Genomic DNA, 14,580 nt, shown 5'->3' with positions numbered 1-14,580 from the left:
AGATCGCCCGGGATCGAAGGGTCGAAGGACCCTCCTCCATGAGGAGAGAGACCATCGCCGTCCACGGCGGCTTCAAAGACGATCCGGCCACGAAGGCCGTTGCCGTGCCGATCTATCAGACCGCCTCATACGCATTCGACAGCGCCGACCATGGAGCCGCGCTCTTCAACCTTGAAGTGGACGGCTTCCGCTACACGCGGATCGGCAATCCGACCAACGCGGTGCTTGAGAGTCGCGTCGCCGCCTTGGAAGGAGGCATCGATGCGCTCAGCGTGGCCTGCGGTCAGGCCGCGGTGAACTATGCGGTAGTCAATATCGCGGAGATGGGCACCAACATCGTCTCGGTCCCGCAGCTCTACGGAACCACGCATACGCTGTTCGCGCACATCCTGCCGAGACAGGGCATTACGGTCCGGTTTTCGGAAGACGACCGGCCGGAGAGCGTAGAAAGATTGATCGACGACGATACGCGGGCGGTGTTCTGCGAGAGCGTCGGAAATCCGGCCGGAAACGTCTGCGACATCGGAGCGATGGCCGACGTCGCGCACCGGCACGGTGTCCCGCTGATCGTCGACAACACGGTGCCGACACCGATCCTGCTGCGGCCGATCGAATATGGCGCAGACATCGTCGTGGAGTCGCTGACGAAATTCATGGGCGGGCATGGCACCACGCTCGGGGGAATTATCGTCGATAGTGGCAGATTCCCGTGGGCACAGCATCGTCGGCGCTTCCCGATGATGAACGAGCCGGAGAAGTCGTACCACGGGCTGGTCTTCACCGAGCGCTACGGGGCGGCTGCCTACATCGCGCGCTGCCGCGCCGTCTCCCAGAGAACCACCGGCGCCGTCCTGGCGCCGATGAACGCTTTCCTGCTGCTCCAGGGCATTGAAACCGTCGCGCTGCGGATCGAACGGCACGTCGACAATGGCGAGAAGGTCGCGCAGTTCCTGCGCAATGACCGCGGCGTCGGGTGGGTGAACTATGCGGGCTTTCACGACAGCCCCTATTACGCGCTGACACAGAAATATCTGGGCGGCCGGGCCTGTTCGCTGCTGACTTTTGGCGTGGCTGGAGGCTTCGAGGCGGGCAAGCGGTTCTACGACGCGCTGAGGCTCTGCAAACGGCTGGTCAATATTGGCGACGCGAAATCGCTCGCCTGCCATCCCGCATCGACCACGCATCGGCAAATGTCGCGCGAAGAGCAGGAGAAAGCCGGCGTGCGCCCCGAGATGATCAGGCTAAGCGTCGGAATCGAGCATATCGACGACATCATCGCAGATCTCGATCAGGCCCTTCGTGCTGCGAATTGATGTTTCGTCAAACATGAAGGCATTCGGATGGCCGTTTTGATCGATGTAGATTCGTACGAACACCACCTCTTATCGAGAGCGTCGCGCGGAAGCGATTGTGCAAAGGAGTCACCGGGAAACCGGGTGGAGTGCCTGGACATCGGGCTCATCAACAACATGTCGGACGCCGCCCTGATGTCGACCGAGCGCCAGGTATTTGACCTGCTCGACGCGGCGGCCGGACGAATTCTCGTCAGGCTGCATTTCTATACGATGGAGGCGACACCCCGTACGGAATGGGGGCGCGACTATGTGCGTCGATACTACCGTGGCATCGACGATCTGCTGAGCAGGAGGCTGGATGGGGTGATCGTGACCGGCGCCGAACCCAGAGCCGCCTGCCTGGCGGAAGAGCCATATTGGACCACCTTTGTCCAGATCGCTGAGTGGGCCAGGGAGAATACCCTGTCATCGGTGTTTTCGTGTCTGGCCGTCCATGGGGTCGTCCTGCACATGGACGGGGTCGCGCGCCACAAGCTGCCCACCAAATGCTTCGGTGTCTTCGCTCAAACAAAGAGGAGACATCATGCCTTGATGCAAGACGTGCCGACGACCTTCAGAATACCGCACGCTCGGTGGAACGAGGTGCAGGAGAGGGATCTCGCGAACTGCGGATACTCGGTTCTGTCCGGGTCGGAGGAGGCGGGGGTCGACTGCTTCGTCAAGCAGCAGAAGAAGAGCCTTTTCGTCCATTTCCAGGGTCACCCGGAGTACGAATCCCAGAGCCTGTTGGGCGAATATAGAAGAGACATGGGTCGCTTCCTCCGGGGAGAGAACGAAGTCTGTCCGACGATACCAAAGGGCTATCTGGACGAGAAGGCGGAAGCGTTACTGACCGCTTTCCGACAGAAGGCTCTTGCCGACAGATCCCCGGAGCTTTTCGCCGACTTTCCAGTCGATGAAGTGACGAAGGACCTGAACAACGTCTGGCATCTGCCAGCCAAGCGCATATACCGCAACTGGTTGCTGTACATGGTATCGCAGCGCGCCGGACGCTCAAAGCCTCCGCGAGAGGCGGCTCTCTCCACAGCCGGAATTCCGGCGCGTCGCCATGGGCGCAAGTTGGTTGCCGCTCGATCCGCCCGCCTGGCGCGCTTGCCAAACCAGATGACCAAGACGCGGCTCGGATATCCTGAGTGAGTGCTCGGACCATGATCCGATGCCGCGAGATAGGAACAGCCGATCTTGGTGCCATCGCCGACCTTCTGACACGCGGCTTTCCGGTCCGCGCGCGCAACTACTGGATCGACGGACTCCGGCGCATGTCCGAGCGTGAAGTACCCGAAGGTTTCCCGCGCTTCGGCTACCTGCTTGACCATGAGGGGACGCCCGTCGGCGCTCTGCTGTTGATCCACACCGCACGGAACGATGACGGCCGTACCTTCATCCGATGCAATCTCTCCAGTTGGTATGTGGAGCCTGCCTTTCGCAGCTACGCGCCGATGCTGACCAAGGTCGCGCAGCGCCACAAGGACGTCACCTACGTCAATATCAGTGCGGCGCAATGGACTTGGCAAGCCATCGAAGCGCAGGGATTCCGCCGCTATTGCGGCGGCCTGTTCTTCTCCCTTCCAGCGGTGTCGCGCCCGGCCGCGGCTATGCGTGTCGAAGTCGTCAGGGAGGACGCGCGAACGGTCGCCGGCTTGTCCGAAGCTGACGTTGCGCTGCTTGCACGCCACGCAGCCTATGGCTGCCTCAGCCTGGTCTGCCGCGCCGCCGATGGCCGCGCCTTTCCGTTCGTCCTGCAGTCGATCCGAATCCGCTGGATCGCGCCTCTCACTATGCAGTTGATCTATTGCATCGATGTGGCTGACTACGTCGCCTGCGCCGGCGCCATCGGCCGCTTCCTGCTCTGGCGCGGCCGAATCTCCGTCGCTCTCGATGCCAACGGGCGCATGAAGGGCCTGGTCGGGCTCTACCGGGAACGCCGCAAATACTTCAAGGGTCCGCATCGCCCCCGGCTTGCCGATCTGTCCGATACTGAGCTGGTGATCTACGGACCATAACTCAGTCGTCCCAGAATGGAGGTTCGTCATGATCCCCAACACCAAGTCCGTCAGCCATTCGAGGACATGGACATTCTTCCGAGGCGAGTGGCACGAGGGCAACGTGCCGATCATGGGGCCGCGCACCCATGGGCTTTGGCTCGCCTCCACGGTATTCGATGGCGGGCGCGCCTTCGAAGGCGTCATGCCCGACCTCGATCGTCACTGCGCCCGCGTCAATCAATCTGCGGTCAACTTCGGGCTCAAGCCCGTCGTCGATATCGGCACGTGGCTCGAACTGGCGCGTGAAGGCATCGCCCGTTTTCCGGCCAATGCCGAACTCTACATTCGCCCGATGTACTGGCCGCAGAACGGCATCGGCGGCGGCGTGCTGTTCGATCCGGAAACGACGGATTGGTGCCTTTGTATCTACGAATCGCCGATCCCAGCGCCCGTCGGCAGTGCGATTACGCTGTCGCCGTTCCGCAGACCGACCGCCGAATGTGCGCCCGCCGATGTCAAGGCCTCCTGTCTTTACCCGAATAGTTCTCGTGCGCTGAGGGAGGCCGCCTCGCGCGGCTTTCAGAATTGCCTGATGCTGGACATGCTCGGTAATGTCGCGGAGTTCGGCAATTCCAACGTGTTCATGGCGAAAGCAGGCGTTGTCTATACGCCGGCGCCGAATGGCACCTTCCTGAACGGAATCACGCGGCAGCGCGTGATCGAGCTGTTGCGCGGTGATGGCATCACGGTGATAGAGGCAACGCTACGATATGCCGACTTCGTCACCGCGGACGAGATCTTTTCGACCGGCAACTTCGCCAAGGTCGCGCCCGTGATCCGGATCGACGACCGGCAGCTCATGCCCGGGCGCTTCTATGCGCGTGCACGAAAGCTGTATTGGGACTTCGCGCACTCGGCGAAGCTTGCGGCCTGAGAGGCGGTTGCGCCGGGAGAACGAGCCCAGTCGCCGCCGAACCGGCGCGGAAATCTGCTATCCGCCGACCTTTTTGATGGTCGATCGGGCTTGCGAGCCTCGCTGGGACCAATCAAGATGCGCGTGCTACGGCAAGCAATTCAAAACCGGAAAATGACGATGCGAACACTCTTTCCGCTCTGTGCCGCCCTGGCCTGTTTCTCAGCAGCGATGACTCTGAGCTCATCCGACGCGAATGCGGTGTTCTGGCGTGGCCTGACCGCGCCAACCAACATCGACTATCACGGCTTCACCATCATCAAGGAGCCTCCGCCGAGCCCGTGCCAGTGGATACGGGTGAACGGCGGCTATTACGTCCGACAGTGCGTGTACTAATGCGACCCGCACCGTCCCCGCCCGTTACGTCTTTCAACTGAGGTTTTTGCGGAGCAGTGCTTCTGACCTTCGAACGTCAACCTCGAAGCTGGCGATGCGAGGTACGCCAACGTGATTACCCTGGCCGTTGATCAATTCACGTGAGCCCGGCGCCTCAATTTGCTTGACATTGGAAATGACGTCGATGACCTCCGGCGTTCGTCGGTCGATGTCGCGGCCTGAGGGCGGCGCATCGCTCATTTCCGCACGTGCCAGCGCCCCATGGTTCATTGCCCAAATTGCCGCTTGTGTCCGGTTCTGGACCCGGATCTTGCGCAAGATCGCCTTGACGTGGACCTTCACCGTCGCCTCGGCGATATCGATCTTTCGGGCTATGGTTTTGTTGGAATCGCCTTCGACCAGGCAGCGCAGAATTGATTTCTCCCGCGGCGAGAGCTGTGGCGCGACCGTGTCGTCCGTGGTGACGAAGATCGCCCCCTCGTTTTCATCGTGGATCGCTGCTTTGCTTCCGTGGTCAGTTTTGGTATCGAGAGCGAGCGATAGAAATGCCGGCGGGAAGACTGTCCCACCCATCGCCACCAGTTCGATCGATTTGATGAATGCATCGCAGCAGTTGACGTTCACGAAATAACCGTTGGCGCCCGCCCGAAATGCCAAAGCCAGTTCGGCGGGCCGATCGCGATTGGCCACTATCGCTATGCGTCCACCTGGATGCTGATCCCTCACCAGCCCGATGTGTTCTGCCGCGAGATCGAAATCATCTCCGGCTTGGACAATAAGAAATAGCGGCTGGGGCGATTGAAGCGTGCTCGGCAATTCATCCACGCTTGATACCGAAGCCAGGATCCGGAAACGTTCCGCACGCAGGATTTGGGCAATACCTTCCCTGACTAAAATATTCTTCCCAATAAGAACCGTTGCAAAAGATTGACGCCTCATATCACTCTCCCAACTGACGAAGACTGACACTTCGACGGGCGATTCAAAATAGCGAGCCTGCACCAAAAAAATGGGCTCGGAGGTGAAGTCTTTTCGTTCAATGCTGTCTCGTTCAATGCTGTCGTCTAAGGTAGAACGCCGCCAAGGCTGATGATAATTCCAGCCAGTCACATCTTCGAGGTAGCTGGATTGGATGATGTGTGCCACCGTCTAGCACGCGCTCTCTCTTCGGCCTCCCGCACCCGCCTACGAAGATCGTCAAGTTCAGTAACGTTCGGCCATTTCGTGGACGCTTCGAAGCAAAGCCTCAGCAGAAAAACTTTTGGCTGCAACTACTCGCAGACTAGCTCCTCGCAAAACAGATTGAGGAAGGCGCCATCGTGGTGGTTGCTCGCGTCATCCTGTTTGCCTTGATGTGAGCAATACTCATGCCGCCTGAGGGATAAAGACGAGATGCCAGCAACTTGAGACGGCCTTATCGCATGAACACTAGAATCAACGCCATCGTGACCAGCGTGAACGTGCTGGTAACAGTGATGCCCAGGTACAACCGTTCCATTCTTTCCCTCCATCCTTGAAGGCAGACCCCGCTCCGGAGTAGCCGGAGCGGGGACCGACACTGAGACCGGTACGCAATACCCCGGGCTGTCTGGTGTACAGTAAAGTTAATACTGCTTGGCCATCGACGCAAGCGGAATCTGCGGTGCCCTTTCGCCCTCGATCACAAAATCAAAATAGGGGGTGGTCTATATTTCAACTCGGAAACCGGTGCGATCAGGCTCGTACTTTCCGACGCCGCTGTTGGCCGTGGTGCGCAGACTTCGACGCGACAATGGCGAATGAGAGTGGAAGCCGCGCGACAGCGTTGCGGCTCCTCCGTCTTGCTCACAAATCCGGGTATCGATTCGTTGGGCTAGAAGGTCATCCGCCACCGCCGGCGTGCGACTTACGAACCGCCGTTGCTGCTGCGTTTGCGCGCTGGTCGACGATGTGCTCGAGCAGCTTCGGATGGTCACGGTCCGGGTAGTCGCGGCGCACGATCTCGCATCTTGAGCCGTTGGCCTTCTTGGGACGCCCGGCTTGCGCCTTGGGCCGGGTTTTGCCACCGCCGATCTTGATCGAGGCGCTTGGTGTTTTTCCTTGTATTGAATGTGCGGGGTAGATTTCCGCCCCTCGTCCGTATTTGGTCACGTCCGTATTCTCACGGAGATAAATTCCTGGCGGCATGGATATTTACAATTGGTAGCAAAAACACTATACACGATTGCCATTTTTCACGCCCCGCCGGCCAGTGAATTTGGGGCAATGTCATTGGTGGAGTGATGTATTCGAGCCATCAGCAAATTTCATCGCCAGAGGTCGTTGAGTTGCGTAAAGAGGCGGGCCTCTGGCTCAAAGAGCTGAGGGAAAGGCGGGGGTTGTCGCAGCGCCAGATGGCTGAGAAGGTGGGGGGGAATTATTACACCTTCATCTCTCAATTGGAGTCAGGGCGCGGCCGGATACCCCCCGACCGATATTTGGTGTGGGCCGAGGTTTTGGGCGTAGAGCCGAAGGTTTTCGTCAGAAATCTCCTAAGGTGCTACGATCCGGTCACCCATTCGATATTGTTCGGAAAGAGCGACAAGAGGTAGGCCCCAGGGGCATCAACACTTTCGATTGTACTTTCCGGTCCTGGGGGAGCTTGGCCGCATCGACGATGAGCGGTTGTTACGCAGCGAGTTCACCATTGGGCTGAGTACTTTCATGTTGCAGAGTAATCAGGTTCTTACCTTTTTTCGGGCCTACGAGCGAGGCGATTGGAGCCAGCCGGAGCTGGCGGAATTCTACAGGGTGGAAGCTGCCCTGACAAAATCCGGAGTTGGGATTTCAACAGATCGTGGGCTCACCGACGAGGGCGAGCCCTGGTTTGTTTTCTTCCGGCAAGACAACGAAGAGGTAATCGTTCACTTTGCCCGCATCGGCGGGGAATACGTTGTCGCTTCGAATTTCACCGAAGCAGTACTTCGCGGCCGAAACTTCGAGAGGCTGGTGCGGGAGTTGCTGGATTCCCATCCGTACGTTTTGCCGAAGCAGCATTCGTCGCGATCGACCGTTTTTCTGCATCCCGCCACACTGTTGGCCGCCCTGGTGGTCACGGGCTACGTCAAGAGCAGTGAACTGAATGCGACTGCCGACGACGGCAGCCGACCGGAGAAGTCGTTCGGGTGGTTCCTCGATCGTCACGATCTTGCGGCGACATATTCCGCAATCGTAATCGCTTCAGTCTGGGATAGCCTGGCGCTAGGCGGTTCGGTTAGCAAGCCGTCTGATGATCTCGTGTCACTCGATCATGCACAGCCCGCCCACGGCGAGCACTGTCCACATATTGGACAGGCTGTCGCTGACGACAACTTGCTGCAAAATTTTCAGGCGTTTCACGTCACGGATGATCGGTCCGTCTTGGCTGCGGCGGCTCTCCATCTTGACGGGCAGGACGCCGTTCACCACTTCAACGAGCCGGCGATTGCCGGCCTGGTGGCCAAGCCGTCTGGTCCCCCTCCCGAGTCATCTCATCACGATAGTGTGGCGGCCTGTTCGGCGCATGACGTAGTCCGTGCCGAGCATGATCTCGATTTGAAGCTGGCGGATTTTCACCCGCAGCAGGGCGACGGCTTCCCGATTGCCGCCGGGGAACAGGTTGAACGAACCGTCACCCAGAATCCTGTCAGTTCCTCCGCCCCGTCAAATCTGCCGCCGGACCATCCTGCTCCTGAGCATGTTTCGACGGCGTCGACCACAGCGGTTGCGCATGCGGATACGACCACCACCGTTCCTTTGATCCCTAACGTGATAAGTCAGGCTGACGCGACCCAGACGCCGGTGTCGGATCTACAGCCCGAAGTCACGTCGACCGTCGGCCCGTCCGCTCAGGTGAACCAGCCCACAGCGACCGTCGACTCGTCCGCGCAGGTGAACCAGCTCACAGCGACCGTCGACCCAACCGCTCAGGTGAACCAGCTCACGGCCAGCGTCGACCCGACCGCTCAGGTGAACCAGCTCTCGGCCAGCGCCGACCCGACCGCTCAGGTGAACCAGCTCACGGCGAGCGTCGACCCGACCACTCAGCTGAACCAGCTCGCGGCGAGCGTCGACCCGGCTGCTCAGGTGAACCAGCTCACGGCGACCGCCGACCCGACCGCTCAAGTGAGCCAAGTCGCGGCGACCGCCGACCCGACTGCTCAGGTCAGCCAGGTCGCGGCGACCTGCGACCCGAACGCCCAGGTAAGCCAGGTCGCGGCGACCGGCAGCCCGACCGCTCAGGTAAACTACGCCGCTAATGATGTGAGCGCCAACACACACGATCTCGACGTATCGGATGGCTCGACGGTCAGCATCGTCGGAATTGATGTGCACCACACCTCAACTGCTCTGGCGTGAAATCGACCAAGCCTATCAGTCGTTGTTATGAGTTGCCCCCCATGTCGAAACGTCCATCTTTTTTGGCCGACGCGTCCAAGGCTATTCGCCCTGGCTTCGCAACGGCCATTGTTTTTAGCTTCTTCATAAATCTGCTGGCGTTTGTGGGCCCCCTCTACATGCTCCAGGTGTACGATCGAGTTCTGGGCAGTCGAAACATCGGCACGCTGGTTGCGCTGACCATGATCGCGGGCTTTCTCCTGATCGTGTATGCGGCTCTGGAGAAAATCCGATCGTCCGTCCTTGTCAGGCTTGGGCTTCTGTTCGCCGACAAGGCAAAGCGCCCGTTGTTTGATACGGTCCTGCGCGGCACGATTGTTCAGCCGGGCGCAAACCAGGCGCAGGCTTTACGAGACCTCGATACTATTCGCGAGTTCCTGACTGGCACAGGCCTCATCGCGTTCTGCGACGCGCCCTGGGTTCCTGTATTTGTCGCTGGATGTTTCATTATGCATCCCTGGTTCGGTTATGTGGCCGGCGTGGGGGCATTGCTCATTTTTGCGTTAGCGTTGGCCAACGAGCTATTGACGCGTAATCAATTGAAGGACGCCTCTCGCAATTCGGTCCAGGCCCATTCGTACGCAGCAGCTACGTTCCGGAATGCAGACGTGCTCTATGCCATGGGCATGCTCAAGGGCTTGCGGGACCGTTGGTCTGATCGACATAGTGAAGGCCTGCAATTGCAGGCGGGCGCCAGTGATCGGGCCGGTTTTCTTGTGGCATTCAGCAAGTTCGTTCGTGCGTTTCTTCAGATTGCGATACTCGGAGTTGGTGCGTATCTGACGGTCAACCAGGAGACTTCGGCAGGCGCAATGGTTGCAGCCTCGATCATCATGGGGCGCGCACTTGCCCCGGTCGAAATAGCCGTCGGACAATGGAAGACATTCCTGGCAGCTCGCTCTGCATACGAGCGGATAAGCAATCTCGTGAAAATGCTCCCCGAGGAAGGCGAAAAAATCGCGCTTCGTCCGCCCCAAGGCCTGATCTCAGTCGAGAATATTCTCGTCATCCCCCCCGGCGGAAAGGAGCCCGTTATCCGGGAACTCTCCTTCGCCCTGCAGCCTGGTGAGATCTTGGGAATTATAGGTCCGAGCGCAGCAGGTAAGTCCAGCTTGGCACGAGCGTTGGTTGGGGTGTGGCGACCCGCCGTTGGGAAAGTCAGAATTGACGGATCTGAGTTGGCTCATTGGAATCGCGATCAGCTTGGCCCCTATATTGGATATCTTCCGCAAGACATTGAGTTGTTTTCCGGTACGCTTGCAGAAAACATTTCCCGGTTCGGCGAGCATGACGAGGAGAAGCTGTTTGCTGCGGCCGAAATGGCTGGAGTTCACGAGTTGGTGCAAGGCTTGCCCGATGGTTACAATACCCAGGTAGGCGAAGGCGGACTTGTCCTGTCGGGTGGGCAGCGACAGCGTATAGGCTTGGCTCGCGCGCTCTATGGAAAGCCACCGATCGTGATACTCGATGAACCAAATGCGAGTCTGGACTCGGAAGGCGAAGCTGCGTTGATGGAGGCGATCGAGGCGCTGAAGCGATCGCGCTCGACCGTTGTCGTTATATCGCACAAGACCGCGATGCTTGCTGCGGTGGACAAAGTGCTCGTGCTTGCAGCCGGACGGGTGTCGGCGTTCGGCGGTCGCGTTGAGGTGCTTTCTCGATTGATGGGCGGTCCGAAAATCGCGGCGGTCGCCGGTGCTGCAACAGCCGTCCGATAGGTGCGACGATGCAGAAGAACCTCGTTCCGGACTGGAGAGTCCCAGCCATAGCCGGCTACGTCGTCATCGTCGGCACTTTTCTCGTTCTAGGTGGATGGTCTGCCTTTGCTCGGCTGGACAGTGCGATCACGGCCACCGGAGTTGTGTCCGCGCAAACCAACCGCAAGACCGTCCAGCATCTGGAGGGTGGTATCGTTCGCGAAATCCGCATTCGCGAGGGACAACACGTCCAAGCCGGGCAGGTCTTATTCCAACTGGACCTTACGCAGGCAAAGGCTGGATATGAGCTGCAGCGCAACCAGCTGGATTCAGCGATCGCCCAGGAAGCGCGTTTGATCGCCGAACGGGATGGCCAGGACGAAATAGCATTTCCCCAGGAGCTGCTTGATCGCGCCGACGATCCAAACGTCAAGCGGGCAATTGCCGACCAAGTGGCTCAATCTCGCGAGAGGTGCGGCTCTCTCAAGGGTCAGGTCCAAATACTTGACGCCAGGATCGATCAATATCGATCGGAGATCGAGGGCCTAAGGCAGGAGCGAAGCGGAACGGCCAATCAGCTCAAGTATGTAAATGAAGAATTGGTTGACGTCCGTCACTTGTTTGAGAATCAGCTAACCCAGAAAAGTCGATTGATGGCGCTCGAGCGCGAAAGGAGTCGCTTGGAAGGCTTGCTTGGGCGCTCAACTGCGGATGAATCAAAGGCCCGCAACGGCATCGAAGAAGCGCGTCTGCAGATCCGGCAACTTCGCCAAAAGTTCCAGGAGGATGTTGCTAGCTCGATGCTCGAAACGCGACAGAAGATCAATGATCTTCGTGAGAAAGTCAGAGTCGCGCAGGACGTCCTGTCTCGCGTGGACATCGTGTCTCCCAGCACGGGCGTTGCACAAAATCTGCGGGTCTTTACCTCTGGCGGCGTCGTCAAACCGGGTGAGCCCATGGTTGACGTGGTCCCCGAGCACGACGCGCTCATTGTGCAGGCGCACGTGCAACCACAGGATACGGAAAATCTCCAGTCTGGTATGCCCGCAGAGGTCAGGTTCACATCATTTCAAACCCGTATCCTTCCGATCATTGTGGGGCAGGTCGAGAGTATCTCCCGCGATCGCCTCATCGACGAACAGACCAAGCAACCGTACTTCCTTGCTCAGGTTGTCGTGGATGACATACCCTCGTTCGTAAAGGATCGATTGTCAGCTGGAATGCCCGCGGATGTGATTTTCCCCACCGGCGAGCGAACGGTTCTTGATTACTTGGTCCGCCCGCTCAAAGACCGTCTGCGAGGCGTCATGCGGGAGAAGTGATCGGAGCAAGCGCCATGAACGCGCAGAGGCTTCGCCTGTGGACGCCGTGTGGCAGGACGCCGGTCATGGGGTTAACGCCGGTCCGTCAGCCATTCGAGGACATGGACATTCTTCCGAGGCGAGTGGCACGAGGGCAACGTGCCGATCATGGGGCCGCGCACCCATGGGCTCTGGCTCGCCTCGACGGTATTCGATGGCGGGCGCGCCTTCGAAGGCGTCATGCCCGACCTCGATCGTCATTGCGCTCGCGTCAATCAATCTGCGGTCAACTTCGGGCTCAAGCCCGTCGTCGATCTCGGCACGTGGCTCGAACTGGCGCGTGAAGGTATAGCCCGTTTTCCGGCCAATGCCGAACTCTACATTCGCCCGATGTACTGGCCGCAGAACGGCATCGGCGGCGGCGTGCTGTTCGATCCGGAAACGACGGACTGGTGCCTTTGCATCTACGAATCGCCGATCCCGGCGCCTGTCGGCAGTGCGATTACGCTGTCCCCGTTCCGCAGACCGACCGCCGAATGTGCGCCCGCCGATGTCAAGGCCTCCTGTCTTTACCCGAATAGTTCTCGTGCGCTCAGGGAGGCCGCCTCGCGCGGCTTTCAGAATTGCCTGATGCTGGACATGCTCGGTAATGTCGCGGAGTTCGGCAATTCCAACGTGTTCATGGCGAAAGCGGGCGTTGTCTATACGCCGACACCGAATGGTACGTTCCTGAACGGAATCACGCGGCAGCGCGTGATCGAGCTGTTGCGCGGTGATGGCATCACGGTGATAGAGGCAACGCTACGATATGCCGATTTCGTCACTGCGGACGAGATCTTTTCGACCGGCAATTTCGCCAAGGTCGCGCCAGTGATCCGGATCGACGACCGGCAGCTCAAGCCCGGGCGCTTTTTTGCGCGTGCGCGAGAGCTGTATTGGGATTTCGCGCACTCGGCGAAGCTTGCGGCCTGAGAGGCGGTTGCGCCGGGAGAACGAGCCCAGTCGCCGCCGAACCGGCGCGGAAGTTCTGCTATCCGCCGACCTTTTTGATGGTCGATCGGGCTTGCGAGCCTCGCTGGGACCAATCAAGATGCGCGTGCTACGGCAAGCGATTCAAAACCGGAAAATGACGATGCGAACACTCTTTCTGCTCTGTGCCGCCCTGGCCTGTTTCTCAGCAGCGATGACCCTGAGCTCATCCGACGCGAATGCGGTGTTCTGGCGTGGCCTGACCGCGCCAACCAACATCGACTATCACGGCTTCACCATCATCAAGGAGCCTCCGCCGAGCCCGTGCCAGTGGATACGGGTGAACGGCTACTACGTCCGTCAGTGCGTGTACTAGGCTACTCTCTCGCATCGCCCTACGGGGCGCCAGCACGGCGCCGCCGACTAGCAAACATGGTGGTGACATAGGCGCATGACGTGACGGGCGCATTCATGTGCGTTCGCGTGATCTTTCTGCGCGCGGCAGGGAAGGGGCGTTCTGCAAGGATGCTCCGACCCGCACCTCAAGATCCTTCACCATTGCAACAGGTCGGCGTCTAACTGTCGTTGCCGCTTTCAGCTGCTCAACTCCATGCAGAACCCCGTATGTCTACGGGTGAAAGGATCGCTCTCGGCCTGTGGTTAACGGCTGCCGATGCGCGTGTTCAAGGAGATTTGCAATCTTCATTCGTCATGCTCGGTGACTTCCCCGCAGTGAAGTTTTCGCCGTTCCGTGAAGGCCTTACGCACGTTAAGCGAAGTGCGGCGAACGCGATCCCTCAGGCAGCAAGCATCGCAAAGAACTGCGTCAGGAAAACGTGGCAATTTCGGGCTACTCCTGGAAATCACAGCCGACGAGATATTCGCCACGCTATAGATCAATCCGTCGGCACCGGCTTTTCTCTGCCGTCGATGTGCAAATTCATCTTCAAAGAAGGGATTTTCCTATGCTTCGTTATTACGTCAAGACCACGGAAGCGTTCAAGCGTCTGCGCACGGACCAGGACGGCGTGGTGTCGTTCGAGTACATCATTGTCGCGGCTTGCATCATCGGCGCAGTGACTGCTGCGTTCGGTACTGGCGCCGGTGGTGCCATCGCGAATGCGCTGACTGGCGGGATCACCGCTATCACCGGCGCTTTCACTGCGGCCGTGTAATACAGACATCTTGCCCCGGAGGGGGGCATCGGAATCTGCCCCCCAACTTTTTTTGAAGCATGCGTTCGTGAACTGGATTGCTCCCACAGCCTCGTTTCTGAAAGTTCTGCATTCGGACCAAAAGGATTCCTCCCATGTTGGGTTATCACGTTAAGTCCACCGACGCGTTGAAGCGTCTGCGCACGGACAAGGACGGCGTGGTGTCTTTCGAATACGTGATGGTTGCGGCGTGCATCGTCGGCGCAGTGAGTGCTGCTTTCGGCACAAGTGCTGGTGGAAATGTCACGAACGCGCTGATTAGCGGGATTAACGCGATCAGCGGCGCCATCGCCGCTGCCGTCGGAAGTTAATACAGCCGTCCGGGCCCATGGAGGCACGGGGCGATCTGTCACTA

14 protein-coding genes and 1 pseudogene are annotated in these 14,580 nt (G+C 59.2%); 13 read left to right on the top strand and 2 right to left on the bottom strand.

Annotation, left to right across the window (positions count from 1 at the left end):
- Positions 1-38: 38 nt before the first annotated feature.
- From Q3C01_RS03040 to Q3C01_RS03020, 5 genes are all read left to right on the top strand, one after another.
- The gene (locus tag Q3C01_RS03040; protein ID WP_458143684.1) at positions 39-1,313 is read left to right on the top strand and encodes an O-acetylhomoserine aminocarboxypropyltransferase/cysteine synthase family protein; all 1,275 of its coding nucleotides are present in this window, start codon (positions 39-41) and stop codon (positions 1,311-1,313) included.
- 27 nt (positions 1,314-1,340) lie between these two features.
- Positions 1,341-2,492 (top strand): homoserine O-succinyltransferase MetA, encoded by a 1,152-nt coding sequence (metA, locus tag Q3C01_RS03035; RefSeq protein ID WP_458143682.1) that lies wholly within the window; start codon positions 1,341-1,343, stop codon positions 2,490-2,492.
- 11 nt (positions 2,493-2,503) lie between these two features.
- Positions 2,504-3,358, top strand: a complete 855-nt coding sequence (locus tag Q3C01_RS03030; protein ID WP_458143825.1) for an acyl-CoA acyltransferase — start codon at positions 2,504-2,506, stop codon at positions 3,356-3,358.
- Positions 3,359-3,386: 28 nt separating this feature from the next.
- A complete protein-coding gene (locus Q3C01_RS03025; protein ID WP_458143680.1) occupies positions 3,387-4,274 on the top strand; it encodes a branched-chain amino acid aminotransferase in 888 nt (295 codons plus the stop codon).
- 159 nt (positions 4,275-4,433) lie between these two features.
- Complete coding sequence (locus Q3C01_RS03020; RefSeq protein WP_458143678.1) at positions 4,434-4,649, top strand: hypothetical protein; 216 nt, start codon at positions 4,434-4,436, stop codon at positions 4,647-4,649.
- Between the two features lie 33 nt (positions 4,650-4,682).
- Here Q3C01_RS03020 and Q3C01_RS03015 read toward each other — a convergent pair whose 3' ends face one another.
- The gene (locus Q3C01_RS03015) at positions 4,683-5,795 is read right to left on the bottom strand and encodes a LuxR C-terminal-related transcriptional regulator (protein ID WP_458143676.1); all 1,113 of its coding nucleotides are present in this window, start codon (positions 5,793-5,795) and stop codon (positions 4,683-4,685) included.
- A 714-nt stretch (positions 5,796-6,509) separates the two neighbouring features.
- Positions 6,510-6,779, bottom strand: a complete 270-nt coding sequence (locus tag Q3C01_RS03010; RefSeq protein ID WP_458143674.1) for a hypothetical protein — start codon at positions 6,777-6,779, stop codon at positions 6,510-6,512.
- 131 nt (positions 6,780-6,910) lie between these two features.
- On the opposite strand from Q3C01_RS03010, the gene Q3C01_RS03005 reads away from it, so the two are divergent.
- The 8 genes and pseudogenes from Q3C01_RS03005 to Q3C01_RS02970 all read left to right on the top strand — a co-directional run bounded on the left by Q3C01_RS03005 (position 6,911) and on the right by Q3C01_RS02970 (position 14,536).
- On the top strand, positions 6,911-7,219 hold the full coding sequence (locus Q3C01_RS03005; RefSeq protein ID WP_027525439.1) for a helix-turn-helix domain-containing protein: 309 nt from the start codon (positions 6,911-6,913) through the stop codon (positions 7,217-7,219).
- Between the two features lie 25 nt (positions 7,220-7,244).
- Entirely contained in the window at positions 7,245-9,005 is a 1,761-nt protein-coding gene (locus Q3C01_RS03000) for a RodZ family helix-turn-helix domain-containing protein (RefSeq protein ID WP_458143671.1), read from the top strand.
- Positions 9,006-9,046: 41 nt separating this feature from the next.
- A complete protein-coding gene (locus Q3C01_RS02995; protein WP_458143669.1) occupies positions 9,047-10,762 on the top strand; it encodes a type I secretion system permease/ATPase in 1,716 nt (571 codons plus the stop codon).
- 8 nt (positions 10,763-10,770) lie between these two features.
- Positions 10,771-12,063, top strand: coding sequence for an HlyD family type I secretion periplasmic adaptor subunit (locus Q3C01_RS02990; protein ID WP_458143667.1), 1,293 nt, complete (start codon positions 10,771-10,773; stop codon positions 12,061-12,063).
- Positions 12,064-12,156: 93 nt separating this feature from the next.
- Positions 12,157-13,014 (top strand): annotated as a pseudogene (locus tag Q3C01_RS02985) (branched-chain amino acid aminotransferase); the annotation flags it as partial.
- A gap of 160 nt (positions 13,015-13,174) precedes the next feature.
- Positions 13,175-13,387, top strand: a complete 213-nt coding sequence (locus Q3C01_RS02980) for a hypothetical protein (protein ID WP_458143665.1) — start codon at positions 13,175-13,177, stop codon at positions 13,385-13,387.
- A gap of 589 nt (positions 13,388-13,976) precedes the next feature.
- Complete coding sequence (locus Q3C01_RS02975; protein WP_458143663.1) at positions 13,977-14,186, top strand: hypothetical protein; 210 nt, start codon at positions 13,977-13,979, stop codon at positions 14,184-14,186.
- Between the two features lie 134 nt (positions 14,187-14,320).
- Positions 14,321-14,536, top strand: a complete 216-nt coding sequence (locus Q3C01_RS02970; RefSeq protein WP_458143661.1) for a Flp family type IVb pilin — start codon at positions 14,321-14,323, stop codon at positions 14,534-14,536.
- Positions 14,537-14,580: the final 44 nt, after the last annotated feature.

Source organism: Bradyrhizobium sp. UFLA05-109, assembly GCF_054185165.1.
The sequence above is the reverse complement of the archived record's forward strand: the minus strand, read 5'-3'. Positions and strand labels throughout refer to the sequence as shown.

Excerpts from the sequence above, each read along its gene's own strand:
- Q3C01_RS03005 (WP_027525439.1), top strand. The coding sequence starts at position 6,911 with ATGTATTCGAGCCATCAGCAAATTTCATCGCCAGAGGTCGTTGAGTTG.
- Q3C01_RS02980 (WP_458143665.1), top strand. The coding sequence starts at position 13,175 with ATGCGAACACTCTTTCTGCTCTGTGCCGCCCTGGCCTGTTTCTCAGCA.
- Q3C01_RS02975 (WP_458143663.1), top strand. The coding sequence starts at position 13,977 with ATGCTTCGTTATTACGTCAAGACCACGGAAGCGTTCAAGCGTCTGCGC.
- Q3C01_RS03040 (WP_458143684.1), top strand. The coding sequence starts at position 39 with ATGAGGAGAGAGACCATCGCCGTCCACGGCGGCTTCAAAGACGATCCG.
- metA (WP_458143682.1), top strand. The coding sequence starts at position 1,341 with ATGGCCGTTTTGATCGATGTAGATTCGTACGAACACCACCTCTTATCG.
- Q3C01_RS02995 (WP_458143669.1), top strand. The coding sequence starts at position 9,047 with ATGTCGAAACGTCCATCTTTTTTGGCCGACGCGTCCAAGGCTATTCGC.
- Q3C01_RS02990 (WP_458143667.1), top strand. The coding sequence starts at position 10,771 with ATGCAGAAGAACCTCGTTCCGGACTGGAGAGTCCCAGCCATAGCCGGC.
- Q3C01_RS03020 (WP_458143678.1), top strand. The coding sequence starts at position 4,434 with ATGCGAACACTCTTTCCGCTCTGTGCCGCCCTGGCCTGTTTCTCAGCA.
- Q3C01_RS03025 (WP_458143680.1), top strand. The coding sequence starts at position 3,387 with ATGATCCCCAACACCAAGTCCGTCAGCCATTCGAGGACATGGACATTC.
- Q3C01_RS03030 (WP_458143825.1), top strand. The coding sequence starts at position 2,504 with ATGATCCGATGCCGCGAGATAGGAACAGCCGATCTTGGTGCCATCGCC.
- Q3C01_RS02970 (WP_458143661.1), top strand. The coding sequence starts at position 14,321 with ATGTTGGGTTATCACGTTAAGTCCACCGACGCGTTGAAGCGTCTGCGC.